General features: G+C 62.4%; 24 protein-coding genes. 12 read left to right on the top strand and 12 right to left on the bottom strand.

Annotated features, from left to right (window positions below):
* Positions 1–50 precede the first annotated feature (50 nt).
* From FRZ40_RS21455 to FRZ40_RS21435, 5 genes are all read left to right on the top strand, one after another.
* Positions 51–2306: an LPS-assembly protein LptD gene (locus FRZ40_RS21455; protein WP_240057349.1), complete on the top strand. Its 2256-nt coding sequence runs from the start codon at positions 51–53 to the stop codon at positions 2304–2306.
* Positions 2307–2415: 109 nt separating this feature from the next.
* Positions 2416–3270, top strand: a complete 855-nt coding sequence (locus tag FRZ40_RS21450; protein WP_147235508.1) for a hypothetical protein — start codon at positions 2416–2418, stop codon at positions 3268–3270.
* Positions 3271–3573: 303 nt separating this feature from the next.
* Positions 3574–4452, top strand: coding sequence for a glycosyltransferase family 9 protein (locus FRZ40_RS21445; protein WP_240057253.1), 879 nt, complete (start codon positions 3574–3576; stop codon positions 4450–4452).
* A 1-nt stretch (position 4453) separates the two neighbouring features.
* Positions 4454–5371 carry a glycosyltransferase family 9 protein gene (locus FRZ40_RS21440; protein ID WP_147235506.1) on the top strand — a complete coding sequence of 306 codons (918 nt, stop codon included), beginning with the start codon at positions 4454–4456 and terminating at the stop codon, positions 5369–5371.
* A 74-nt stretch (positions 5372–5445) separates the two neighbouring features.
* On the top strand, positions 5446–6516 hold the full coding sequence (locus FRZ40_RS21435; RefSeq protein ID WP_028368497.1) for a glycosyltransferase family 4 protein: 1071 nt from the start codon (positions 5446–5448) through the stop codon (positions 6514–6516).
* A gap of 7 nt (positions 6517–6523) precedes the next feature.
* On the opposite strand, the gene FRZ40_RS21430 is transcribed toward FRZ40_RS21435, so the two are convergent.
* A complete protein-coding gene (locus FRZ40_RS21430; RefSeq protein WP_028368498.1) occupies positions 6524–7858 on the bottom strand; it encodes an MFS transporter in 1335 nt (444 codons plus the stop codon).
* Between the two features lie 283 nt (positions 7859–8141).
* Between FRZ40_RS21430 and FRZ40_RS21425 the strand changes: the two genes are divergently transcribed.
* Entirely contained in the window at positions 8142–9032 is an 891-nt protein-coding gene (locus tag FRZ40_RS21425) for an alpha/beta fold hydrolase (RefSeq protein ID WP_147235505.1), read from the top strand.
* A 95-nt stretch (positions 9033–9127) separates the two neighbouring features.
* A complete protein-coding gene (locus tag FRZ40_RS21420) occupies positions 9128–10015 on the top strand; it encodes a ketopantoate reductase family protein (RefSeq protein WP_147235504.1) in 888 nt (295 codons plus the stop codon).
* A gap of 55 nt (positions 10016–10070) precedes the next feature.
* On the opposite strand, the gene FRZ40_RS21415 is transcribed toward FRZ40_RS21420, so the two are convergent.
* From FRZ40_RS21415 to FRZ40_RS21405, 3 genes are all read right to left on the bottom strand, one after another.
* On the bottom strand, positions 10071–10826 hold the full coding sequence (locus FRZ40_RS21415) for an acetoacetate decarboxylase (RefSeq protein WP_028368501.1): 756 nt from the start codon (positions 10824–10826) through the stop codon (positions 10071–10073).
* Positions 10827–10925: 99 nt separating this feature from the next.
* Positions 10926–11276 carry a VOC family protein gene (locus FRZ40_RS21410; protein WP_028368502.1) on the bottom strand — a complete coding sequence of 117 codons (351 nt, stop codon included), beginning with the start codon at positions 11274–11276 and terminating at the stop codon, positions 10926–10928.
* Positions 11277–11297: 21 nt separating this feature from the next.
* Positions 11298–11921: a glutathione binding-like protein gene (locus FRZ40_RS21405; protein WP_147235503.1), complete on the bottom strand. Its 624-nt coding sequence runs from the start codon at positions 11919–11921 to the stop codon at positions 11298–11300.
* Positions 11922–11990: 69 nt separating this feature from the next.
* Here FRZ40_RS21405 and FRZ40_RS21400 point away from each other — a divergent pair, with 69 nt between their 5' ends.
* Together FRZ40_RS21400 and FRZ40_RS21395 are read left to right on the top strand one after the other, a co-directional pair.
* On the top strand, positions 11991–12674 hold the full coding sequence (locus FRZ40_RS21400; RefSeq protein ID WP_051446480.1) for a TetR/AcrR family transcriptional regulator: 684 nt from the start codon (positions 11991–11993) through the stop codon (positions 12672–12674).
* A 93-nt stretch (positions 12675–12767) separates the two neighbouring features.
* The gene (locus tag FRZ40_RS21395) at positions 12768–13106 is read left to right on the top strand and encodes a DUF4148 domain-containing protein (RefSeq protein ID WP_035542710.1); all 339 of its coding nucleotides are present in this window, start codon (positions 12768–12770) and stop codon (positions 13104–13106) included.
* Positions 13107–13209: 103 nt separating this feature from the next.
* On the opposite strand, the gene FRZ40_RS21390 is transcribed toward FRZ40_RS21395, so the two are convergent.
* The gene (locus tag FRZ40_RS21390) at positions 13210–14277 is read right to left on the bottom strand and encodes a hypothetical protein (protein ID WP_147235502.1); all 1068 of its coding nucleotides are present in this window, start codon (positions 14275–14277) and stop codon (positions 13210–13212) included.
* A gap of 170 nt (positions 14278–14447) precedes the next feature.
* Between FRZ40_RS21390 and FRZ40_RS21385 the strand changes: the two genes are divergently transcribed.
* Complete coding sequence (locus FRZ40_RS21385) at positions 14448–14657, top strand: hypothetical protein (RefSeq protein ID WP_147235501.1); 210 nt, start codon at positions 14448–14450, stop codon at positions 14655–14657.
* Between the two features lie 103 nt (positions 14658–14760).
* Here FRZ40_RS21385 and FRZ40_RS21380 read toward each other — a convergent pair whose 3' ends face one another.
* A complete protein-coding gene (locus FRZ40_RS21380) occupies positions 14761–15360 on the bottom strand; it encodes a phasin family protein (protein WP_240057252.1) in 600 nt (199 codons plus the stop codon).
* Positions 15361–15427: 67 nt separating this feature from the next.
* On the bottom strand, positions 15428–15604 hold the full coding sequence (locus tag FRZ40_RS21375; RefSeq protein WP_240057251.1) for a hypothetical protein: 177 nt from the start codon (positions 15602–15604) through the stop codon (positions 15428–15430).
* Positions 15605–16416: 812 nt separating this feature from the next.
* Between FRZ40_RS21375 and FRZ40_RS21370 the strand changes: the two genes are divergently transcribed.
* A complete protein-coding gene (locus tag FRZ40_RS21370; protein ID WP_028368508.1) occupies positions 16417–17331 on the top strand; it encodes a LysR family transcriptional regulator in 915 nt (304 codons plus the stop codon).
* Positions 17332–17379: 48 nt separating this feature from the next.
* Here the strand turns inward: FRZ40_RS21370 and FRZ40_RS21365 are convergent, their stop codons facing one another.
* The gene (locus FRZ40_RS21365) at positions 17380–18207 is read right to left on the bottom strand and encodes an SDR family oxidoreductase (RefSeq protein ID WP_147235500.1); all 828 of its coding nucleotides are present in this window, start codon (positions 18205–18207) and stop codon (positions 17380–17382) included.
* A gap of 110 nt (positions 18208–18317) precedes the next feature.
* Between FRZ40_RS21365 and FRZ40_RS21360 the strand changes: the two genes are divergently transcribed.
* Positions 18318–19355, top strand: coding sequence for a LacI family DNA-binding transcriptional regulator (locus FRZ40_RS21360; RefSeq protein ID WP_147235499.1), 1038 nt, complete (start codon positions 18318–18320; stop codon positions 19353–19355).
* On the opposite strand, the gene FRZ40_RS21355 is transcribed toward FRZ40_RS21360, so the two are convergent.
* Genes FRZ40_RS21355 through FRZ40_RS21340 form a run of 4 tightly spaced genes read right to left on the bottom strand, consistent with a single transcriptional unit; the run spans position 19345 to position 22865 of the window.
* Entirely contained in the window at positions 19345–20211 is an 867-nt protein-coding gene (locus FRZ40_RS21355) for a sugar phosphate isomerase/epimerase family protein (protein ID WP_147235498.1), read from the bottom strand. The genes FRZ40_RS21360 and FRZ40_RS21355 overlap by 11 nt on opposite strands.
* Positions 20208–21455: an NAD(P)/FAD-dependent oxidoreductase gene (locus FRZ40_RS21350; RefSeq protein ID WP_147235497.1), complete on the bottom strand. Its 1248-nt coding sequence runs from the start codon at positions 21453–21455 to the stop codon at positions 20208–20210. Before FRZ40_RS21350 ends, FRZ40_RS21355 begins: the two co-directional genes overlap by 4 nt.
* Positions 21452–21799, bottom strand: a complete 348-nt coding sequence (locus FRZ40_RS21345) for a non-heme iron oxygenase ferredoxin subunit (protein ID WP_028368513.1) — start codon at positions 21797–21799, stop codon at positions 21452–21454. Before FRZ40_RS21345 ends, FRZ40_RS21350 begins: the two co-directional genes overlap by 4 nt.
* 31 nt (positions 21800–21830) lie before the next feature.
* On the bottom strand, positions 21831–22865 hold the full coding sequence (locus FRZ40_RS21340) for a fatty acid desaturase (RefSeq protein WP_147235496.1): 1035 nt from the start codon (positions 22863–22865) through the stop codon (positions 21831–21833).
* Positions 22866–22900 lie beyond the last annotated feature (35 nt).

Here is a 22900-nt window from a genome sequence, read left to right as displayed (position 1 = left end):
GCCTCGCGATCAGGCCCATTGCCGCATTGGTGTTCTGCCTGCTGGCGCCCATGCCCGCTTACGCGCAACTTGCGGGCGACTCGGCCAGCGCCGAACGTCTGTCCGATGCATGGAGCTTGCGGCTCGCGCCGCAAATCGTCGAAACGCCGAATCGGCCGGATGCGAAGCCCGCGACGATTGCCCTGGGCGATACCGTCACGGGCACGGTCGACACCGACGTATCGCTGCAGGGCGCCGCCGAGCTGCGCCGCTATGGATTCGTCGTGAAAGGCGACGCGCTGCATTACGACTTCGACCGCGATACGGCCGATGCGTATGGCCGCGTCAGGATCGTGTCGAAAGGCGACGTGTTCGATGGGCCATACGGACGGCTGCGTGTCGATGCAAACGAAGGTTTCATCGCGCAGCCGAAATACCACTTCTATCTGAACAGCGGCTGGGGAAGCGGCGCGCGCGCGGATCTGCTCGATAACGAGCGCTCGAAGATCGAAGACGGAACCTACAGCACCTGCGCGTGCGAGACGAACCCCGCGTGGTACATCCGCGCGTCGCAGTTCACGATGGACAGCGGCGCGGACGAAGGCGTCGCGCATGATGGCGTGCTGTTCTTTCAGGGCGTTCCATTGCTCGCGAGCCCGTGGCTGTCGTTTCCGCTCGACGGCGCGCGCCGCAGCGGCCTGCTGTCGCCGACATGGTCGATGAGTTCGAAGAACGGTGTGGACATTACCGTTCCCTACTATTTCAACATCGCGCCGAACTACGACCTGACGATAGCGCCGCGTTACATGTCGAAGCGCGGCGAAATGCTGAGCGCCGACTATCGCTATCTGACGGGTGCATCGGCGGGTTCGCTTTCCATCGCGTGGCTGCCGAACGACATGATCACGCACGAGCGCCGGTATTCGATCGACCTCGATCACGTCTGGAACATCGGCTCCGGTTTCAGTGCGTACGTCAACTACAACCGCGTGTCGGACGCGAACGTGTCGACCGATCTCGGTTCGGGCAGCGCTTTCCCGACGAGTTCCACCACGCTCTATCAGCAGGAAGCGGGCGTCAGATACAACAGCGGACCGTGGTCGGTGCTCGCACGCGAGCAGCACTGGCAGTCGTTTTCCAGCGATACGACTTACAACCGCGAACCGCAGGTCAATGTCCGCTACAACCGTTACGACGCCGGCGGCTTCGACTACGGATTCGAAGCCGACGCAACGCGCTTCACGCTGTCGACGGACGATGCGACGCAAGGCACGCGGTTCGTGTTCAATCCTTTCGTCAGCTATCCGATCGTGCGGCCCGGCTGGTTCTTTACGCCGACCATCAAATGGCATTTCGCGTCTTACGATCTGTCGTCGATTGCATCCGACGCGCCCGCAGGCCAGCCGCGCAATGTGAACGTCAACATCCCGACGCTCACGCTGGATTCGGGCATGACGTTCGAACGCGCGGTCCGTCTCTTCGGAGGGTCTTACATCCAGACGCTGGAGCCGCGTCTCTTCTACGTCTACACGCCGTATCGAAACCAGACCTATGTGCCGCTGTTCGATACGACGGAAGCGGACTTCGGCCTGGGAGAACTGTTTCGCGACAATGCGTTTGTCGGCAACGACCGGGTGTCCGATGCGAACCGCGTGACGGCCGCTTTGACTTCGCGCTTCATCGACGCGGCAACGGGCGACGAGCGCGCGCGCTTCGTCATTGCGCAGCGTTACGATTTTCGTCAGCCGCGTGTGACGCTCTATGACACGGAAAGCACGGCAAATGTCGCGCGCACGAGTCTGATAGTCGGCAGTTCAGTGAAGGTCGGCGCGGGAACGAACATCGAGAACGCGCTGCAATACAGTCAGGCGAACAACTACCTGACGCAGGGCTCGATCGGTCTTGCGTGGTCGCCCGCGACGGCGCATGTGTTCAACGTCGCCTATCGTTACACGCGCGCCAACACGACACTCGATTATCAACCGGTAAACCAGATCATCGTGTCGGGTCAATGGCCGCTGGCGAAGAACGTGGCGAGCGTTGCGCGCATCAATTACGACATGAGCACGCATCGTCTGATCGCGGGGCTTCTCGGTCTGCAATACGACGCGCAGTGCTGGTCGCTCGCGCTGGCCTTCGAAAAGTACACAAACGCCACGGGCAGCACGACGCCGAGCACGGGCACGCGCGTGATGATGCAGCTTCAGCTGAAGGGCCTGTCGCGCACCGATCGCGGTCTGCTCGACCAGTTCAAGGCCGATGTGCCCGGCTATTCATCTGCGCCTGCCGACGAACTGCCCGTTTCGCGCTTTAGCGACTATCAATGAGCATGCATGAAGCCGGGAAATATTGTGTAAGGCACGCGCCGGATGCACGCTCGTTTCGACACGCAAATTTGATGCAGTATGTGACGCTTCTCAAAGACGTCAATTCGCCATGCAAGTGGTCGTCTGCCTGACTTCGTTCAATCGCACGGACTGCGCGCGAATCTCGATGGAGATCGTCAAACTGAACTGGCCGCGCAAGTGGCCGGTCGTGCATGCATGTGCGGACTCGACCTATACGCGCTACATCGAAGACATTCTGGTCATGCGCGAGCCCAGGCCGTTGACACGCGGCGCGCTCGATCTGCTCGTTGCGTCGATGGAGGCGGCCGTCACGAAGCTCAACGCGGATTACATCGTTCATCTCGAAGCCGATACCTGGATCTTCGACCAGAACGTGATCCTGCGTTATCTGGAACGACTCGAGAGCGATCCGCATGCGCTGATTGCCGCGTCGTCGTGGAGCACCGATCGCGTGCCCGAATGGACCCGCTCACACGATATACGGCGGCGCGTGCGCGCCCGTCTCGCACTGCTGCTGAGACGCGTCGGATCGCGTTATGGCATCCGCGACCGCAAGTCGCTGTCGACCCAGTTCTTCATCGCGAAGAGCACGCCCGCGATGCTCGATCTGATCAAGTCGCTGCGTGCCGGCGATGGCGACATCCTCGAAAAGCTGCTGTACGAAGCGGTGGTTCGCCGCTTTGGCCGCCGCGCGGTACTCGGCATGCACGAACGCGAACCCGTGCACCCGCAGTTCAGGGATGTGTGCGAGCCGCTAAGCCTTGTATGCCATCACTGGCCGAGCGCAGCCGACGCACCCGGCCCCGATGCGTTCGACCGCTTGCGCGGCAAGAAGGAATGGCTGCAGGCGGCGAGCTTGCGAACACACGGACCGCACATGAAGCGCCTGTTGTCGGAAGCGGATCTGCGCTATTACAACGGCGACGCAAAGCGCACGGGGTGAGCGCGCGCGAGGCTCTCATGCACCGGGCGAAGCTTTCGGATTCTTTGTCGTGCAGGGCAACTGCATGTTCCAAAGCGCCTTTACGTGTGCGGATAAGGCCTCTGAATATGCGTTGCTTGCCAGGTAATGGTTGGAAAGTTTTCATCCATCTCACGTGACAGACCCAAACCTATAATCGCGCTGCCATCGCATTGACGTTGCGCGGAACATGGCCCGCGACGTTGCGGCGCGGATGTCATCCGGGCGTCAGATCCACGTCATTCTTCGAGAGCAACAACCATGCAGCACGCTAACGAGCCGGTCTTGAACGTAGCGGTGACGTCGTCGCCCGCGTTGGGCGACTCGCTGCTGCTGATGACCGTCGCGCGCAATCTGCAAGCGAGCGGCAAGCGTGTCACCGTGTTCAGCGGACACATGGACGCGCTGCGCGCATGGTTTCCCGGCATGGATATTCGGCCTGCCTTGAGCGGCGACGATGCCGACGCGCTGCTGCGTCCATTCGATACCGTCATCCAGCTTCATGCCGATCGCCCTGTGCCGCGCCTCGAACAGCGTCATCCGAACGCAGTTGTGCTGGAGCATTTGTGCCGTTCGAGTTCGCCCGAAGCCATGGCGACGCGTCTCGCGCACTATTGCCGCGAGTCGCTGCGTCTGCCGCGCGCGGAGACGGGCAACGGTCTGGCGGTGCCGGCGGGGCTGACGCATCGCAAGCATGCGCGGCGTGTCGCCATTCATCCGACAGCGAGCACGGCTGACAAACGCTGGCTCGCGCCGCGTTTTCTGCGTCTTGCGCTCCGGTTGAAATCAAAGGGCTTCGAACCGCATTTCATCGTGACCGACGACGAGCGGGCCGATTGGGAGCACGTTCAGCAGCACGGCATCGGCTTGCCGCGTCTCGGCTCGCTCGACAACGTGGCCGCATGGCTCGTCGAATGCGGCTGGTTCATCGGCAACGATTCGGGTATCGGTCATCTAGCGTCGTGCCTGCAGGTGCCGACGCTGTCGCTGTTCATGCGCAAGGGCATCGCGCGGACGTGGCGGCCGGGCTGGGGCGCGGGCAAGGTGCTCGTCGGCGGCGCGTGGCTTCCGACGGGCCGTCTCAAGGAGCGCTGCTGGAAATACGCGCTGTCGGTGAACCAGGTGCTGCGCGCATTCGAGCAGCTTCGACGCGAGGCCGCCTGACGTGGACGCAAAGCTGCCAGCCAGTGTGCGCATCGTGTCGATCAGGCGCGTCGCGTTCATGATGTCGAATGCGCTCGGCGATACGCTGATCTCGATGGTGATCGTGCGGAACCTGCGTGCGAGCGGTGTCGGCGTATGCGTGTTCGGCACGCACGTTCACGCGCTGCGGCACTGGTTTCCGCATGTCGAGATTCATCCGCTGCCGCACGAGGACGATTGCGCCGCGCTGCTCGAATCGTTCGATGCCGTCTTGCAGATGCACAGGCATCAGCCGTTTGCGCGGCTGGCGCAGGCGCATCCGCATGTGATCGATCTGCACGACGTCGAATACGGCGACTGGACAGGCTGCATGGCGGAGCGCTTTGCGCAGTTCACCCGCACGCATTTCGGCGTTGCCGCGAGCACGACGGACAACGGCATTGCCGCGCCCGCGACGCTGAAGCATCGGCGGCACCGGCATCGCGTCGTCGTTCATCCCGAGGCGAGCACGGACGACAAGCGCTGGTCGCGCGAGCGCTTCATCGCGCTGGCAAAGCGCCTGCAGGCACTCGGCTATGAAGTGTGCTTCGTGATCGCGCCCAATGAGCGTGGGCGCTGGATCGGCCTCGAAGAACAAGGCGTTGCTGCGCCGGCATTCGACGATCTGCATGCGCTTGCGTGCTGGCTGTATGAATCGGGCTGGTTCATCGGCAACGACTCGGGCATCGGCCATCTGGCCTCGAATCTGTCGATTCCCACCATCAGCCTGTTCAGGCGGCGCGCAGTTGCCGAGCGCTGGCGGCCTGCGTGGGGCACCGTGCGCGTCGTGCTGCCGCGGCAATGGATTCCTGGTGCGCGGCTCAAGGAAAAGTTCTGGCGTCAGGCGTTGACGTGTCGACGCGTTGTCACTGTATTCAGGCAATTGGCGGAGCAGGCCTAAAGAACGCGCGATGTGTCCTGACATCGGAAGCGCGATGACTTGCCAGTGCCGTTTGGTGAAGCTCGAAAAGAAGCATGAAAATCGGATTGTCGTGCAATGCACTGAAGTACAGCGGCGGCCTCGAACGCTATGCGATCGAGGTGACGCGGGGACTCGTCGCCGCCGGGATCAAGCTGGCCGTGTTCGGCCGCGCATTCGATCCCAAGTTGCCGGAAAGCCGGCTCGTCGAACCGCATCTGATCAACGTTTCGTTTCTGCCGGGCAAATGGCGCGACGAATGGTTTTCGCGGCGCCTCAGCGCGATGCGGCGCGACGCGAAAGTGGACGTACTGATCGGCTGCAATCGAGTCGAAGCGTCGGAGATCGCGATTTGCGGCGGCACGCATCTGGGTTTTCTCAGCGCGACGGGGCGGCGCCCCTCGTTCTTCGACCGCCGGCAGATTGCGCTGGAGCGCCGTCAGTACCGGCGCGCGCGCTTCGTCGTCGCGCATTCGCCGCAGATGCGCGATGAACTGCGGCATCTGTACGGCGTCGACGATGCGAAGATCCGCGTGCTGTATCCGCCCGTCGACAACGGCCGCTTTTCTCCCGTCGCCAGCGACGAGCGCCGCGCGTTGCGCAAACGTTTTGGCTTTGCCGACGACGAAATCGTCTTGCTGTTTCCGTCGAGCAGTCACGAACGCAAGGGCTTGCCGCTGATCGAAGCGGCCCTGCGCGATCTCGATCTGCCCGTCGTGGTGGCGGTGGCGGGTCGTCCGCCTGAGCGCACGTCGAAGCGGCTGCGCTACATCGGCTATGTGAACACGATCGAAGAAGGCTACCGCGCGGCGGACTATACGATCCTCGCGTCGAGCTACGAACCGTTCGGGCTCGTGGGTGTGGAATCGGTGATGTGCGGCACGCCCGTGATTCTGTCGTCGAACATCGGCTGTCATGACGTGATCGCGCCGGAAGCGAAACTCGTGTTCGCGCCGAACGATGTCGACAGCTTGCGCCGCGTGCTGGCGCAGGCGGTGTCCGACGCGCGCGGAGAACGGCCGTCGATGCCGGCGTTTTCGCGCGACGCGGTGCTCTACGATCCGGGCCTCGGCCGCCATGTGACGGATCTGCTCGCGCTGGCGGACCAGGCGTGCGAGTGGCCCTGACGGGAAGTCAGCGAGCGTCCGCGACCCGGCGTGCGGACGGCGACACGCGCAGGCTGCGCAGCGTCAGCACGATCAGCGCGCCCATCACGGCCGCCGTGAACAGGTAGAGGCCGGCCGGCCCCGCGAAGGCCATCATCGCGGATGCGAGCGTCGGGCCGCCGCTTGCGCCCAGCGAAAAGATCAGCAGCAGACCGGCGCTGACGGCGATGCGCTCGTCGGCGGGAATGCAGTCGTTCACGTAGGACGTGACGACGCCATACATCGAAAAGGCGACGGCGACGTACAGATAGCCGAGTGCTTCGATCAGCACGCCATCGCGCGACAGGAACAGCAACACGCTCAGCGACCCGGCGAGCGCCGCGAGGCATAGCAGCACCTTGCGCCGGTCGAACAGATCGGCGAGCCGCGCGACGGGCCATTGCGGCACGAGCGCCGCGAGCAGCGCGAAGCCCATGAAGTGCGACACGTCCGGCACCGAATAGCCGACGCGCCGCATGAAGACCGGCTGCATCGTGTAGAACGCGCTGTTCAGCAAGCCCGCCGCGAGGCAGGCGACGACGCCGAGCGGTGCCCAGCGATAGATGGTCTGCAAGCCCGACAGCCCGCGCGCAAGACGCGAGCGGCCCGAGGCGCTCGCATGCGTGTCGGGCGCGGGAACGGAACCGGGCGCCGTGCCCGCGAGCGCAACGGGAATCAGCGACGCGGTGAACAGGGCGGCAACGGCGCTGAATAACTCGAAGCCGGCCGGGTCCGCGAGGCCGATCAGAAACTGTCCGATGCCGACGCCGAGATAGTTGGTGATCAGATAGGCCGAAAAGACGCGTCCGCGTTGCGCGTTGCTCGCCACCTGATGCAGCCAGCTTTCGACCACCGTGAAGATGCCCACGAGGCAAAAGCCCGTGATGAAGCGCAGCGAAGCCCAGATCGCGGGTGCATCCCACACCGCGTAGCCGAGCGCGCAGCACGCCGACGCCGCCGCGAACGTGACGAACGCGCGATGATGCCCGACGCGTCCGATCAGCGAGCCGCCATACAGCGCGCCGAGCATGAAGCCGACGTAGTACGAGGACTGCACGAAGCCGACGACGATCGACGGCGCCTGCTGCTGGATGAGCCGCAGCGAGATCAGCGTGCCGAGCAGGCCGTTGCCTGTGATGAGAACCGCGTAGCCGAGCAGCAGGATCGCGGTCGCGCGCAGGCTGCTGAAGGGAGGCGGCGCGGATACGGGTGCAACGGATGCAGCGAGCGATGGACCGCTCTCGACGAAATCGGCGAGCGGTTGCGTGTCGTGCAGGGAGAATGCGCCGCACGGCGAGGTCGCCTGATCGTGTGCCTGTTTCATTCGTACTCGATGTGGTTCGTCGTGCGCGGCACCCGGATAGCGACGTGTTGCGGGCTTCGTCTCGTCGAATGTAGCGGGCCACGGTGCGGCTGGCACAGCAAGAATACGACATTGGCTTGCAGTAAAGCGACTTTCTTTCGCTGGCCTTCTGTGGCGTTGCGCGAGCCGGGCGGTCAGCGCGATTCGCGCGACGGCGCTACCATGGACGCTCGCTGCTTTCCGGTTCTGCTGCAGTCTGCTGGAGTCTGCCGTGTAGTGATCGCCCTTAAAGGAGCCGCCGATCATGCCCAAGCACTTGAGCACCGAATTGCTGGACATCGCCTATGAGGAAACAGGCGATTCTCAAGGCTGGCCCGTCGTCCTGCTGCACGGCTTTCCATACGATATCCACGCTTACGACGCGGTCGCGCCGCTTCTCGCTGAACAAGGCGCGCGCGTGATCGTGCCGTATCTGCGCGGCTATGGACCGACTCGCTTCCTCTCTTCCGATACGCCGCGCTCCGGCCAGCAGGCCGCGCTGGGCGCCGACTTGCTGGCCTTGCTCGACGCGTTGCAGATCGAACGCGCGCTGCTCGGCGGCTACGATTGGGGCGGACGCGCCGCGTGCATCGTTGCCGCGCTTTATCCGCAGCGCGTGCAAGGGCTCGTGACCGTCAACGGCTACAACATCCAGGACATCGCGGCATCGGCCAAACCGGCGTTGCCGGAGAACGAACTGCGCCACTGGTATCAATACTATTTTCACGGCGAACGCGGCCGCGCCGGTCTCACGGAAAACCGTCGCGGGTTGTGCCGTCTGCTATGGACGCTCTGGTCACCCACCTGGCAATTCGATGACGCCTGTTACGCGCGCACGGCGGCGTCATTCGATCACCCCGATTTCGTCGACGTGGTGATTCATTCGTACCGGCATCGCTATGCGCTGGTGGACGGCGATCCGCGTTACGACGCGATGGAACGGCAACTCGCCGCGCAACCGCCCATTTCCGTGCCCGCGATTTCGCTCGACGGCAGCGCGGATGGCGTGATGTCGATCGGCGGATCGGCGCATCATGCGCCGCATTTCACGGGAGCGTATGAACATCGCGTCATCGACAACGTCGGGCACAACCTGCCGCAAGAAGCGCCAGCCGCATTTGCCGACGCACTGCTTGCCGTGCGAACGCGCGCGTGATCGAATCACGTGCGCATCGCGCTGCCTTTGCCGCATCCGCGCGCGCCATGTGGTAAGTTTTGACGGTTCAAATTCCGCACAGAAGAGCGTTACCTATGAAAGTCGCCGTGATGGGCGCGGGCGCGGTGGGCTGCTATTACGGCGGCATGCTGGCGCGCGCGGGACATGAAGTGGTATTGATTGGACGCCCGCAACACGTCGAGGCTATCGCGCGTCGCGGCCTGCGCCTCGAAACACAGTCGTTCGACGAACACGTCCGGCTTGCTGCGAGCACGCAGGCGAGCGCGGTGCAGGGCGCGAAGCTCGTGCTGTTCTGCGTGAAATCCACAGATACCGAAAGCGCGGCGCTCGAAATCAAGCCCTTTCTTGCGCCCGATACGCTGATGCTGTCGCTGCAGAACGGCGTGGAGAACGCGGACGAAGTGCGCAAGCTCGTGCCGCAGGAAGTGGCTGCCGCCGTCGTTTATGTTGCGACGGAAATGGCCGGACCGGGACACGTGCGGCATCACGGACGTGGCGAACTGGTGATCGAGCCGTCCAAAGCCAGCGCGGAAGTCGCGCAGACGCTGATCGCGGCAGGCGTGCCCACTGAAATCTCCGACAACGTGCGCGGTGCGCTATGGGCGAAGCTGATCCTCAATTGCGCTTACAACGCGTTGTCGGCTATCACGCAGTTGCCATACGGCCGGCTCGTGCAAGGCGAAGGCGTGACGACGGTGATGCGCGATGTCGTCGACGAGTGCCTGGCTGTCGCGAAGGCCGACGGCGTCACGATTCCGGGCGACGTCGACAAGGCCGTGCGCATGATCGCCGAAACGATGCCGGGGCAGTATTCATCCACGGCGCAAGATCTGTCGCGCGGCAAGCGCAGCGAAATCGATCACCTGAATGGCCTGATCGTGCGGCGCGGTGAAGCGCTCGGCGTCGCGACGCCGTCGAATCGACTGCTGCATACGCTCGTCAAACTGATCGAGAGCAAATAGAAAGGCGACTCTTGCGGAGCGCACCCGGTGAGCGCGTGCGCGGCCCGCGTCGCTGCTATTCGGCGTTCGCCAGATAATCGAACGCGACTTCTCCGATATCCAGCGTGAGATGCGCGATGACCTGACGCGCGCCCACCACGCGCCGCACGGGCAGATCCGCCACGGGTGCGAGCGCATGATGCCGCAGCTCGAGCGCGGCCGGTCCCGCCCACGCGCCGAGCACCGTCACGTCGCGCAGAAAGAAGCGCACCAGTTCGCACACGCGGGCCGAGCCGTCGACATGCGGGATCACTTTCAACAGATAGTTCGGCGTCTCGGCGAGCTTGACGCGCTCGGCTTCCATGTCGAGCGTCCAGTGCTTGTAGCCCATCGTGCCCGTCGCGATACGCTGCGTGCCGTAATCGAGCGTGCCCAGCAGCGTGTCGTTGCCGTCCACGCTGATGTGCGGGCGCGCGAGCTTCTTGGGAAAGCCCCAGATTTCGCGGCCTGCCGCGATCGGGCCTTCGTCGTCGAGATACATCGAATGCGTGTAGTTGCCGAGCCGGCCCTCCGTGTCGCGCACGGAAATGACCTGGCCGCTTTCCGTGTAATCGCCGAAGCCCGACGAATCGGGCATGCGGATGAACTCGTAGTGCACCAGCGCATTTTCGGGCTTGAGCGGTGCGGGTACGACAGCGGCAATCGCGTCGGGATCGCTTTCGTACGAAATAATGAAGTATTCGCGGTTCACGAATCGAAACGGCGGACGCGGAAAAGCGGGATTGTGTACGGGCATCGCAAAAGCATTTTTGCGAATCGAGTCCAGGTCCATTGAGGTTCTCCCGATGAGCAGCGCACACTGCGCGCGTCAATGGTAAAGCGATTGCGCACGCAGCGGTGTGTCCGTTCGATGGCAATCCGCGCGGCCGTGCTAGCGATGCGCGAGGATGTTCACCAGCTTGCCGAACGGATCGCGCACATAAAAGCGCCGTACGCCCCACGGTTCGTCGACGGGGCCGTATTCGATCGCAAACCCTGCGGCTTGCATCGCTGCGAACATGGCATCCACGTCGTCGACCTCGATCGACAGATCGGGCACGGGCGTGCCCGATCCGCCTTCCGTTGCAAAGCTGATCTGCACGGTCATCGGCTGGTTCGAGCCGTACGTACGAATCCAGCCGTGATCCATCAGCAATTCAAGGCCGAGAACTTCCTGATAAAAGCGCTGCGCCTGCGCAACGTCTTTCGCTTCGATATTCGCGACGATGCGGTTCACCTTCATTGCCCGTCCTCGTTGATTGAGTTATTGCAGCTGTGCCTGTTCTTCACGGTACAGAGCAATCTCTTCGGCCAGTGCTTTCGCCACGTGAGGACGTTGCACGATGCGATGGTAATACGCATCGACGGCAGGCCATTGCGCGAGATCGACGTCGCAGTGCCTTGCCCAGTTCAGCACGGTGGCCAGATAGGCATCGGCGACCGTGAACGCGTCGAGCAGATACGTATGCGCCGACAGGTGCGACTGCAAATAGTCGAGACGCCGCGCCACCTTTTGGCGTGCGTAATCATGTGGTGCGGCGGGATCCAGCAGCGGCACGAACACGCCCTTGTGCAGTTCCGTGCTGATGAAGCCGAGCCATTGCTGAAGCTTCGCGCGCTCCGGCGTGCCCGCAGCGGGTGCGAGCTGTGCCGCCGGGAATTGATCGGCGACGTACGGCAGGATAGCCGTGTTTTCGGTCAGCAGCCAGCCTTCGTCTGTGCGCAGTACCGGTACCTGGCCAAGCGCGTTGACCGGATAGAAGTCGGAGCCGTCGCGCAGCTTCTTCTTTTTCGTGTCCACCTGAATGAATCCGGCTTGCGCGCCGGCTTCGTACAACGTGATGCGCGTGGCGAGTGAGCACGCGAGCGGCGAAAAATACAGATCCATGACGACGTCTCCTGATCCTGGTTGTTTTTGTACTATAGTGAACAAAAATCAACGGCGTCAAATATTTCTATGCGAGACAGTACAAAAAACGAAAAGCGTGCGCGCGGGCGGCCTCGCGCCTACGACGCGGACGATGCGCTCAGCAACGCTACGGATGCGTTCTGGCTTGGCGGCTTTTCGGGCACGTCGCTCGATGCGCTCAGCGATGCGACGGGAATGAATCGTCCGAGCCTGTATGCCGCGTTCGGCGACAAGCACGCGCTTTATCTGGGCACACTGGACCGCTACGTCGAAGCGGGCGTGCACGGCATGCAGCTCGCGCTTCGCGACGACATTCCACTGGCGCAAGCATTACAGCGTGTCTATGACGCGGCGCTTGCACTGTATCTTCCGGCGGGCGGCGAGCCGCGTGGATGCTTTCTGATCGGCACGGCCGTTGTCGAGTCGAAAGTTGATGAAGCCGTGCGCACCAGATTGGCGCAAGGGCTCAAATCGTTCGACCGGGAGTTCGAGAAACGCATCCGGCGTGCGCAGACGGACGGCGAACTTGCAGAGGATGCGGATGCCGCGGTGCTGGCGCGGGTTGCATCGGCGATCTTGCACAGCCTCGCATTGCGCTCGCGTGCGGGCGATTCGCGCGCCTCGTTGCGCGCGACGGCGGCCCAAGGCATTGCACTGATTTGTGGCGCTCGCAACGATGACGCTGCAAAAGATGCATCAAGCAAGGGTGCGCGCAAACCGATAAAGAAATAATGGTTTGACTGCCACTTTATGCGCCCTTCATGAAACCGGCTGGTACAGCGTTTGCGCTATTCAGCGTGTACTACCTACTTCATGGAGGAAGTCATGAAACTGCTCAAGCAAGCTGCAATTCTCGCTGCCGTGATGGGTGTTTCCGCTACGGCTTTCGCGCAAACGGCCGTTCAGCCGGACCAGCCGGCGACGCGCGGCGAAGTGAGGCAGGATCTGATGAACGTCGAGAGCGAGGGCTATCGTCCGGGCGACGGAGACCGCACGAATTACCCTGCAAACGCGCAGGCCGCGGAACGCCAGCTGTCCGGTGAGCAAGGCCAGAGCGAAAGCTACGGTGGTGTGGTGAGCGGCTCGGCAGCGACGGGCTATGCGCAGCCGATGATGCGCCCCCATCGTAAAGACGGGACGAAGGGCATCTACTTTGGCCAATGACGCAATTCGCGTAAGAGCCTGAAGCGCTTCTGAAGACCTGGAGCGTGTCGAGCGGCGGGGTTGCATGAAGATGCACACCCCGCCGCTTTATTGAACGTGTACGTCAGTTCGCAGGAATCGTGACGACGGGCGCCTTGCTGTTCGTGTCGGCTTCCGCGAGCGCCATCAGATTCTGCACGACGGTGAACGCGTATTTCGAATCGAAGTCCGCGCGGTCGACCCAGTACGTCGTCGGGCCGTAACGCACGGTGACGTATGCATTGGAGGGCGGCCTGTCGCCCGCTCGCACGACGATCGTCGGCCGCGTTTCGCCACCGACTAACGTAACCGTCGGCTTGGTCGAGCCGTTGCTGATCGAATCGCTCGGCACCTGCACCTGGGCGCCGAGATCGGTGAGGATGCCGAGCACCGAACGCGTGAGGATCGCGATCTGATCGCCGCCGTGCGACGACTGTCCGTAGACGATTTCAAAGTTGCCGCTGCTGGACTTCAGATGCAGCAGTTTGCGCACGAGCAGCAGATCGGGAATCGCGTTCGCTTCGGCAGTCGTCGTTGCCGTGCCCAACACGAGATAGACATGCTGTTCGTTGTTCTCGCTGCGCGATTCCACATTGAGTTCGCCTGCCAGCTGCAGCCGCCGCAACGCCTGGATCAACTGGAAGAACTGCGGAGATCCCGCGCTGTCTTCGCCGCCAAGCGCGGTGCCGTTCTGCAAACCGCCTATCGATTGCGCGGAGATGCGCAGCAACAGGTCGATCGGGATCCCGCCTTCGGCGAGAGGCAGCACGAGTGTCGGTGCGAGGGGACGAATGTATGCCTGCGCATACGCTTCGCCCGTGGTCGGCGTGAACGTGAAGGTCGGATGGTTCGAATACGACATCGTGCCTGTCGCCGACGCGTAGTTCGGTACGCTGCCCGAGCCTGCGTTGAGTGTCGATGACGCGGACGCATCGACGTTATACGCGGCGATGATCTGGCTCACGGTCAGGAACGAAGGTACATCGGCGTAACGCAGTCCGATCATGGCCGCGAGAATTTCGCGCTTCTTCGCTTCGCCGAGCGCGCGCGAGTAGTCGACCTGATCTGCTTTCAGCCGCGAGGGACCAATGCTTGTGCATCCCGCGAACAGGGTGAGCGCGCAACAGGCTAACAGGCCAGGCAGTGTTTTCATCGGAGTAGAAAAATGTGCAGGGTGGCTGGATGAATTACGTCGTCCCGGTAAAGACGTCCGTGGCGAGCCAGCACGTTGCATGCCGCGTTTCGATGCGATCCTGCCGGCACGCGTGGAATACGCGTTGCTCGATATGGCGAACTGCTAGTGCGAACGTCAGGGAGCACGACATGGGACGCATGACGAAAGAACAGCCCAACACGATGGATGAACCCGGTGGGCCCGAAGCGCCATTGCCTGCCGGCGAGATGCCCGTGAGCGAAAAGAGCGGAAGTACTGGGGCCGCGCGCAAGGACAAGGCCGCGCATGGCGCGCCAACCGATGCGGATTTCGAGCCTCCCATCGTTCCCGGCGATACGAAGAGCGCGCAACATCGGTAGCGCGATTGCGAAGAACAAAAAAAGCCCGCTCGAAAGCGGGCTGAAAATGCGCCTGACGCGGGGATCGCGTCCGGTTTCCTACAACTGTTGCTCGCGCAAGCAATCAGGCTGCGTGCGGCGTATTCGCTGTGTTGCGTGTGATGGCCTTTGCGTTGCCTTCGGCCATGTCGACCGCCTGCTGCACCGTTTTCCAGATGCTCTCGTAGAACGCGTTCGCCGTCGTGATTGCCGAGTTCATCGCGGACACCGCGGCTTCGGCGCCGGCGGGAGTGCGTTGCACGACGTCGTCGAAATCGGCGCGCACGGTGCCGATCTGCGTTTCGTATTGCGCAGACGCGTGCCTGACGATGGCCGCCTGCGTATTCGCGATGATGCCGTAGAGCTGCTGGTTATAGAGCGTTGCGCGTTCGATAACGGACAGATCGCCTCGACTCGCTGCCGCGACGCCGGGCAGCTCGCCGTTGGCGAGCGCATTGATGGCACGTTGCGTGCTGTCGCGCAAGACGTGCAAATTCAATTGAACGAGTTTCTCGAAGCCGTTCACCGCCTCGTTTGCGATCTGGAAGAACGTCTGGATACCGGCTTTCTGTGCGGCAGTCACTTCGTCGACGGTCGTGAGCATCGAAAGGCCTCGCAAGGTTAATACACCAAAGGGCCAACTGGCATCGATACGATCGAAGATCGACGCCAACTGGTCAGTCATATAGCGTTTGCTACCGCGTTTGTTACCGCGTTTGTTACCAGTTCTCAGCAGATTGCGGGAAATCGCATCACGCGGACATGGCCGGCGCGCCGCCCAGGCGGGCGAGCAACGCAAGGCCGCGATCCGTGAGGCGTGGCAGCGCGCTGGCCTGGGACATCCCGATAGTGATGAACTGGCGGTCCGCAAGCGCAAGCAAATCCGCTGCGTCGAAATCGGACTGGGTGGTTGCGTCCTTGATCAGCATGAGCGTCGCAAATTCGTGTGGGCTCAGCACGTGTATCTCCTGAAGGGCGCATGGCCTGCGTTCGCGGCATGGATGATCTGCTAATGCATTCGCGAGCGGCAAATATGATTGGAAGTATGTTTCCCGACCATGCTTATGGCATCGGCGGGGATCTAATCCTAATGCGTCGATTATTAAATTTCAATCGGAATTAACAAGGTACTGCGAACCCGATTCGTCAGAAGGAACGCCGGCAACTATTGCGTGCTTAAATCATCGAGTCCAGGAAAATACTGCCAGCCGATGCGAACGTCTATCAGCGCCACAGGCTAGCCCTTTTCCGACAAAGCCGCCGGCCGTCGATGCTCTGGCGGAGACGCACGAAAGCGTTTCCACCTGATATATTGAACGTACGGTCATGCTTTAAAACGTTTTACTGTGATTGAAAATGCGTTTTGAATCACAGATAAAATGGCGTTTCAAAGATAAATGGCACGGCCGCAGCCTGAATAAATAATATTAATCATACGTCGTTGAGCTTCTGATTAGCGGGATCCGATAAAACCCGCGGCATTCAGCCGCGTTGCGAAAACACCAATTCGATCGGCAAACGCATGGTTGCGGCCGTGTTCAGTGCGTCGGATACAGGCCATAAAAGCCCCGCCGTTCGCGCCCCTTCTCGTACGTCGCGATTTTCTCCGTGCTATTTTTCTACCCGTCAGGCTGCGCGGGAGAGGCAGCCGGCCGACGGACCGGCGCGCGCCGGCCGTTCGAATGGGCGACCTCCGCCGCGGCGGAGGGCTTCGCCGCCAAACAATGACAGGGCACAGGAAATGGACCGCTTCGAGGCAATGGAGATCTTCACTCGCGTGGTGGACGCGAACAGCTTTTCAAAGGTATCTGAAATGCTCGATTTGCCGCGCGCAAAGGTGAGCAGGACGATTCAGGCACTGGAGGAGCATGTCGGCGTGCGTCTGCTGAACCGTTCGACGCGCCAGGTGAGCGTCACGGAAGACGGCGCGCTGTTTTACGAGCGATGCGTGCGCATCCTCGCCGAAGTGGCGGACGCCGAATCGTCGCTGTCGAACAAGCGTGAGAGCCCGGCGGGCACGATTCGCGTCGATACCTCGGGCACGCTTGCGCGCGCGCTGCTGCTGCCTGTGCTCGACGACTTCTATCAGCGCTTCCCCGAGATCGACGTGCGCCTCGGCCTCGCGGACCGCAACATCGATCTGATCCAGGACGGCGTGGACTGCGTGATCCGCATGGGCATGCTCGAAGAATCGAGCCTCGTTGCGAAACGCATCGGCAGTGCGCGCATCGTCACGTGCGCGTCGCCCGCCTATCTGGACCGGCACGGCATACCGAAGACGCTCGAAGAACTGAGCGAGCATCAGGCCGTGAATTACGTATCCGCGCGCTCGGGACGAACCTTTCCGTTCGAGTACAACGTCGGCGACGAAGTGGTGAAGGTGCAGATGAAGAGCGTGCTCGCGGTCAACGACGGCTCGGTGTACATCAATGCGGGCGCGCTCGGTCACGGCATCATCCAGCCGTCGCGCTTCATGGTGGCCGAGTTGATCGAGCAGGGCGCGCTGCGCGAAATCCTCACCGACTACGCCAGCCCGTCGACGCCGTTATCGATCGTCTATCCGCATCGCCGCAATCTCAGTTCGCGGCTGCGTGCGTTCGTCGACTGGGTGTCGGAGATCGCGCACAACAATCCCGATCTGCGCATCAAGGACTGACGTGCGCATTGGCCTGCTGCGCCTGATGCACGCAGCAGGCGTGGCCGTTCAAGCGTTTTGCATGGGTTCGGCGGGATGCGGCGCGTCTTCGAACGCGCCCCAGATCGACTGATCGAAGTTGACGATCGAACCCGTCATCAAACCCGATTCATCGCTTGCCAGAAACGCGACGGCGCGCGCGGCTTCGGCGGGGTCGATCAGACGGCCGAACGGTTGCGCGGCGGCCGCCTTTTGCAGCCAGTCGTCGGCAGCACCGTGAAATTCGCGTTGAATGCGATCCTCGCCGTCCGACGCCATCCAGCCCAGATTCAATCCGTTCACACGAATCCGGTTACGCAACAGCGCGTAGGCCGTGTTTTGCGTGAGCGTCGCAAGTGCCCCTTTCGACGCGCAATACGCGGAGATAAACGGCTGCCCCGCCTTCGCCGACATCGAGCCGATATTGACGATCGCGCCTTCGATACGCTCGCGCAGCATCACGCGTATCGTTTCCTGCATCAGAAAGAACGGCGCGCGCACGTTGGTCGCGAAGATGCGGTCGAACAGCGCGGGATCGGTGTCGAGCACGGTGCCGCGATCCGTCAGCGCAGCCGCGTTCACCAGCACGTCGATACGGCCGAAGTGCTGATCGGTGGACGCCACAACGTTGCGGCAATCGTCGACGTTCGCGAGATCCGCCTGCACGAACACGACCTTCGCGCCGTGCGCTTCGCCAAACAGGCTGAGTTCGCGCGCTTTTGCTTCGCCTTTCTCTTTCGCGCGCCCGCAGATGACGATACCGCGCGCACCGCGTTCGACGAACAGCCTGGCAATCGCGGCCCCCAAGCCTTGCGAACCGCCCGTGACGATGGCGACTTTCGAATCGAATGGCTTCATGCACTGTCTCCGTCAATGTCGTACTGCGATGGTTAGTGGATACCTCGGCTTGATGCGTGGATTGCGTCGATGCGATGATGGCCGCTATGCCGACCACGACGAATCCGACCATGTCCGAGACACGCCGCCGCAAGACGAGCATGAGCGACATCGCCCGCGCGGCAGGTGTCAGCGAGGCGACGGTCGATCGGGTCTTGAACGGGCGTGGCGGCGTGTCTCGCGACAAGGAAACGCGGGTGCTCGAATGGGCGCGCAAGCTGAAGATCGATCGCGCGCTGGAGTCCGTGTCGGTGCGCTGGCTGCGTATCGCGATCCTGTTGCAGCAGCCGGTAGCGCAGTACTACGTGCATCTGAAACAGGGCTTCGAACTCGCGCAAAAGACCTTCGAAACGCAGCGTGTGATTTGCGCCGTCACGTACTTCGACAGCCTTGAGCCGCAGGCCGTCGTCGAAACGGTCGAACGCGCGACGCGTAAGGCCGACGCGCTCGTGATCGTCGCGTACGAACATCCGGACATCACGGCGGCGCTGCGTCACGTGAGCCACAGAATGCCCGTGATCACGCTGGCGAGCGATCTGCCCGGCACAGGCAGGCTCGCGTATGTCGGCATCGACAACCGCTGCGCGGGCCGTGTCGCGGGCGAACTGATGGGCCGCTTTCTCGGCGATACGGGCGGCAAGGTGCTCGTGATGACGGGCATGCATGACTTTCTCGGCCATGAAGAACGTGAGAGCGGATTTCGTTCCGTGCTGCGGCGGCGCTTTCCGAACTGCGATATCGTCGAAACGGTGGAGAGCCGCGAACAGTCGTCGCTCACGGAGAGCCTCACGCGCGATGCGTTTCGCCGTTATCCGGATCTGCGCGGCATCTACAACATTTCGGTTGGCGACGAAGGCATCGGCAACGCGCTGCGCGCGCTCGACCGCGTGCACAAGACGATGCTGATCGGACACGAACTCAACGACACGTCGCGGCGTTTGCTGATCGAAGGCGTGCTCGATGCCGTGCTCGACCAGAACCCGGTCGGCGAAGCGTTGCATTCGATCGAAGTGATCCTGCGTCACTATCATCGCGATCCCGGCGTGACGTTGGCGCAGCAGATTCCCGTGACGGTGCTGCTGCGCGAGAACCTGCCGCTTACGGATTAGCTTCTGACGCAAGTGCTTTTTCGTGCGCGACTTCATCCCACAGATCGCGTATCCATTGACGCATCAGCAGCGATTCGGCCCAGCGGTCGGTCGTATCGTTGCCGTCACGCCCGATGATCGCGTAAGGCTTCGGCCCGAGTTCGCAGGTGAAGACGAGCGTGTCGTCGGGAGCGGCGCGCTGGCGCCATGATGCGAAACCGTCGCGCCACCAGCGTAGAAACAGATCGACCCACATGCGGTGCGGCTCGAAAGAAATTTCGATCTGCACCTGCTCGCGGCTCGCGACGCGCCCATGAAACGCCCACGAATGGGCAATGATTCGTTGCATCGCGGCTTCGTTCTCTTCGTTCACGGGCCACGCGAATTCGCGGCCGACGAGGTAGTGCGACAGGTCGCCGAGCAGACGCAGATCGGGACGTTCATCGAGAAGGTCGAGCGTGAAGTGCAGATCCGTCGTCATGCGGTCGCGATGCGTTTCGATGTAGACGGGAATGTCCACCTGTTCCGCGAGCCGCTGCCAGCCGTCGATCAATTCGAGCGCATCGCCGAGGCGGCGCGGCCTCACATCCGGCTGCAAGTCGATATGGTGCGCACCGAACTCGACAGCGTGTTCGAGAACCGGACGCAGCTCGTCGACGGTGCGCGGAAAGCATTGCGCTTCCATTTGCAGACCATATTGCGCGAGCACTTGCGAAAGACGCCGCGCATCTTCTCGCGATCCATACGACGTGCTCACGCCTTCGAAGCCCGCTTGCGCGATCATCGCGACATTCTCTTCGAGCGTGCGCTCGAAGCCGTCGGTATGACGACGTTCCATCGCCCATAACGATTGATACACGGCGAGCCGCTGCGTCATAGCGCCTCCGCTGCGACGAGTCCCTTGAGCTTGATGCTGCGATCTTCGAGTTGCATCGGATCGATGCACGCGCGCTGTCCGATCAACGTCTGCGCGACGCGCACGTCGCGTGCAATCTCGCTGACCTTGCCGACGCCGCTTGCGCCGACCAGCACGCCGTCGCGATCGAGCGCGAAGAAAATGCGCGACGTGTCGCCCGCTTCGCGCACGACGCTTTGCACGCCGAATGCGGGCATGCCGGCGATCTGAATCGTCATGTCGTACTGATTCGACCAGAACCACGGCACTTCCGAATACGTCTCGCCGCGTTCGAGCATGTTGCGCGCGACGATGCGCGCGTGGTCCTCGGCGTTCTTCCAGCATTCGAGCCGCATGCGCCGCCTGAAAAGACGATGCGGAAAGGAACACACGTCGCCCGCTGCGAAGATGTGCGGGTCGTTCGTGCGCAAGGTGTCGTCGACGGCGATGCCATCGGCGACATCGATGCCCGCCGCTTCCGCGAGTTCCGTGCGCGGCTTCACGCCGATGCCGACCACGACGCAATCGCAGTCGATCTGCGTGCCGTCCTTCAGCTTCACGCCTGTTACGTGCGTGCGGCCGAGCAGGCGTTCAATCTGCGCGCCAAAATGAACTTGCACGCCCATCTGCCGATGCCGTTCGATCAGATAGCCCGCGACCACTTCAGGCACGGCGCGCATCAACGCGCGTGCCCCCGCTTCGATGACGACCGCTTCGCAACCGCGCGCAACCGCGGACGCCGCGACTTCGAGCCCGATGAAACCCGCGCCGACAATTGCAATGCGCCGTGAAGGCTGCAGTTCGCCGGCGAGCACGTTGGCATCGCTGGCAGTGCGCAGCAAATGCACGCCCCGCAGTTGCGCACCCGGTACGTCGAGCCGCCTCGGTTCGGCGCCCGTTGCGATGAGAAGACGCTGATAGTCGATGCTGCCGCCATCGTGCAACACGACCTTGCGCGCGCCTCGATCGATTTGCCGCACGGACGCGTCGACCCGCAAGTCGATGCGCTGGTCGCGATAGAACGCGTCGTCATAAAACGCGCATTGCGCAGTGCTGCGATCGCCGAGCAGAACGGCTTTCGACAGCGGCGGCCTGTCGTACGGCGCCGTGCCTTCGTTGCCGAGCAATGTAATCTCGCCGTCCCAGCCGTTCTCGCGCAGCGCGGCGGCCGTGCGCACGCCGCATTGACCTGCGCCGACAATCACCATCGCGGTCTGTGTGCTCATGATGCATCCTGCACGGGAAGGCCAAGCAGAACCTCGCCGTCTTCGACGCGTACCGGATACGTCTTCAGATGCACGCACACAGGCGCGCTCTTTGCCTTGCCGCTTGGAATGTCGAAACGCCCCTGATGCAGCGGGCATTCGATCTCGCGATTCACGACGAAGCCGTCCGCGAGATGCGCATGCTCGTGCGTGCACCAGCCGTCCGATGCATAGAAGCCTTCAGCAATGCGATAGACCGCGTAGCTCGCGCCATCGTGATCGAAGCGCATCACGTCTTCTTCGTCGATATCGTCGGGTGCGCAGGCGGCAATCCAGTGAATCTTTGCATTCGTTTCGACGCTCATGGCTGTCTCCTCCAATTTGTTGTTCGACGGGTCAGGCAGCGGGAATGCTTCGCTCGATCACATGCGTCGGATCCGTGCGTTGCTTCCACAGCGCGGGCAACATCTCGCGATACGCGGCATACACGCTTGGATACGCGGGCGGCAACTGGTCCTTGATCGCTTCGTGAAGGCGCGGCAGCGCATGGAACGGCACCATCGGCAGCAGATGATGTTCGAGGTGATAGTTCATGTTCAGATACAGGAAGCGGAACACGAAGTTGGTGTGCACGGTGCGCGTATTGAGCCGATGGTCTTTCACATTGACGGCGAGACCGGCATGCTGCGTCAGACCGAGCAGTTGATGCAGCCAGCCGCCGTAGAAGCGGGGCGTCCAGACGAACATCAGAGGCAGGAAGCTGTGCAGCGCGATCGCGAGTGCGATCGTGCCGATCACGACGGCCAGATAGATGCGGCACGACCAGATCATTTTTGGCTTTTCGCTGGCGGGTAAGAACGCATCGGTGGCGGCATCGACGCGGCCGAACGCATGACGCACGATCTTCTTGATTTCGAGCGTGCAGCCGACCAGCCCGAGGAAATCCGCGATGATGGGCAGCACTTGCGTCGGACGCGTCACCTGGATTTCCGGGTCGCGTGTCTGGAAGTACGTGTGCGTGTGATGGCGCGCATGGCTCCAGCGCCACCAGTAGCCCTCGCGGATCGTCATGAACGACGACAGGTGATAGAAGGCGTCGTTGATCCAGCGCGTCTTGAATGGCGTGCCGTGCGACAGCTCATGCCAGCGCGCGTCGCTCGAAGAATAGATCGTTCCGTACACGAAGAAAGCGGGCACGGCCCACCAGGTGCCCCATGTGAACGCCGCTAACGCACCCGACGCGATGAGCAGCACGAACCACGGCACGAAGTTGCGCAGGCCAGCTGCATCGTCGCGCTTCATCAGTTCCTTGAGCACCGCGCGCGGGATACGCGGCTGATACCACTGCTCCGCGATGCGTGCGTCGAACGAGGGATCGCTGGGGCCGGGCGCGGTGGTGCTGCCGCCGTCGACGGCGGAAGTCGAGGACATGAGGCGTCTCCTTCATGCTTTGTGATTGCGGGATT

This window comes from Paraburkholderia azotifigens, assembly GCF_007995085.1.
Lineage (GTDB): Bacteria > Pseudomonadota > Gammaproteobacteria > Burkholderiales > Burkholderiaceae > Paraburkholderia > Paraburkholderia azotifigens.
Note: the sequence above shows the minus strand (reverse complement) of the source record. Positions and strands in the feature narration are given on the sequence as shown.

Excerpts from the sequence above, each read along its gene's own strand:
- FRZ40_RS21455 (WP_240057349.1), top strand. The coding sequence starts at position 51 with ATGCCCGCTTACGCGCAACTTGCGGGCGACTCGGCCAGCGCCGAACGT.
- FRZ40_RS21450 (WP_147235508.1), top strand. The coding sequence starts at position 2,416 with ATGCAAGTGGTCGTCTGCCTGACTTCGTTCAATCGCACGGACTGCGCG.
- FRZ40_RS21435 (WP_028368497.1), top strand. The coding sequence starts at position 5,446 with ATGAAAATCGGATTGTCGTGCAATGCACTGAAGTACAGCGGCGGCCTC.
- FRZ40_RS21430 (WP_028368498.1), bottom strand. The coding sequence starts at position 7,858 with ATGAAACAGGCACACGATCAGGCGACCTCGCCGTGCGGCGCATTCTCC.
- FRZ40_RS21425 (WP_147235505.1), top strand. The coding sequence starts at position 8,142 with ATGCCCAAGCACTTGAGCACCGAATTGCTGGACATCGCCTATGAGGAA.
- FRZ40_RS21420 (WP_147235504.1), top strand. The coding sequence starts at position 9,128 with ATGAAAGTCGCCGTGATGGGCGCGGGCGCGGTGGGCTGCTATTACGGC.
- FRZ40_RS21415 (WP_028368501.1), bottom strand. The coding sequence starts at position 10,826 with ATGGACCTGGACTCGATTCGCAAAAATGCTTTTGCGATGCCCGTACAC.
- FRZ40_RS21410 (WP_028368502.1), bottom strand. The coding sequence starts at position 11,276 with ATGAAGGTGAACCGCATCGTCGCGAATATCGAAGCGAAAGACGTTGCG.
- FRZ40_RS21405 (WP_147235503.1), bottom strand. The coding sequence starts at position 11,921 with ATGGATCTGTATTTTTCGCCGCTCGCGTGCTCACTCGCCACGCGCATC.
- FRZ40_RS21400 (WP_051446480.1), top strand. The coding sequence starts at position 11,991 with ATGCGAGACAGTACAAAAAACGAAAAGCGTGCGCGCGGGCGGCCTCGC.
- FRZ40_RS21395 (WP_035542710.1), top strand. The coding sequence starts at position 12,768 with ATGAAACTGCTCAAGCAAGCTGCAATTCTCGCTGCCGTGATGGGTGTT.
- FRZ40_RS21390 (WP_147235502.1), bottom strand. The coding sequence starts at position 14,277 with ATGAAAACACTGCCTGGCCTGTTAGCCTGTTGCGCGCTCACCCTGTTC.
- FRZ40_RS21385 (WP_147235501.1), top strand. The coding sequence starts at position 14,448 with ATGGGACGCATGACGAAAGAACAGCCCAACACGATGGATGAACCCGGT.
- FRZ40_RS21380 (WP_240057252.1), bottom strand. The coding sequence starts at position 15,360 with ATGACTGACCAGTTGGCGTCGATCTTCGATCGTATCGATGCCAGTTGG.
- FRZ40_RS21375 (WP_240057251.1), bottom strand. The coding sequence starts at position 15,604 with ATGCTGATCAAGGACGCAACCACCCAGTCCGATTTCGACGCAGCGGAT.
- FRZ40_RS21370 (WP_028368508.1), top strand. The coding sequence starts at position 16,417 with ATGGACCGCTTCGAGGCAATGGAGATCTTCACTCGCGTGGTGGACGCG.
- FRZ40_RS21365 (WP_147235500.1), bottom strand. The coding sequence starts at position 18,207 with ATGAAGCCATTCGATTCGAAAGTCGCCATCGTCACGGGCGGTTCGCAA.
- FRZ40_RS21360 (WP_147235499.1), top strand. The coding sequence starts at position 18,318 with ATGTCCGAGACACGCCGCCGCAAGACGAGCATGAGCGACATCGCCCGC.
- FRZ40_RS21355 (WP_147235498.1), bottom strand. The coding sequence starts at position 20,211 with ATGACGCAGCGGCTCGCCGTGTATCAATCGTTATGGGCGATGGAACGT.
- FRZ40_RS21350 (WP_147235497.1), bottom strand. The coding sequence starts at position 21,455 with ATGAGCACACAGACCGCGATGGTGATTGTCGGCGCAGGTCAATGCGGC.
- FRZ40_RS21345 (WP_028368513.1), bottom strand. The coding sequence starts at position 21,799 with ATGAGCGTCGAAACGAATGCAAAGATTCACTGGATTGCCGCCTGCGCA.
- FRZ40_RS21340 (WP_147235496.1), bottom strand. The coding sequence starts at position 22,865 with ATGTCCTCGACTTCCGCCGTCGACGGCGGCAGCACCACCGCGCCCGGC.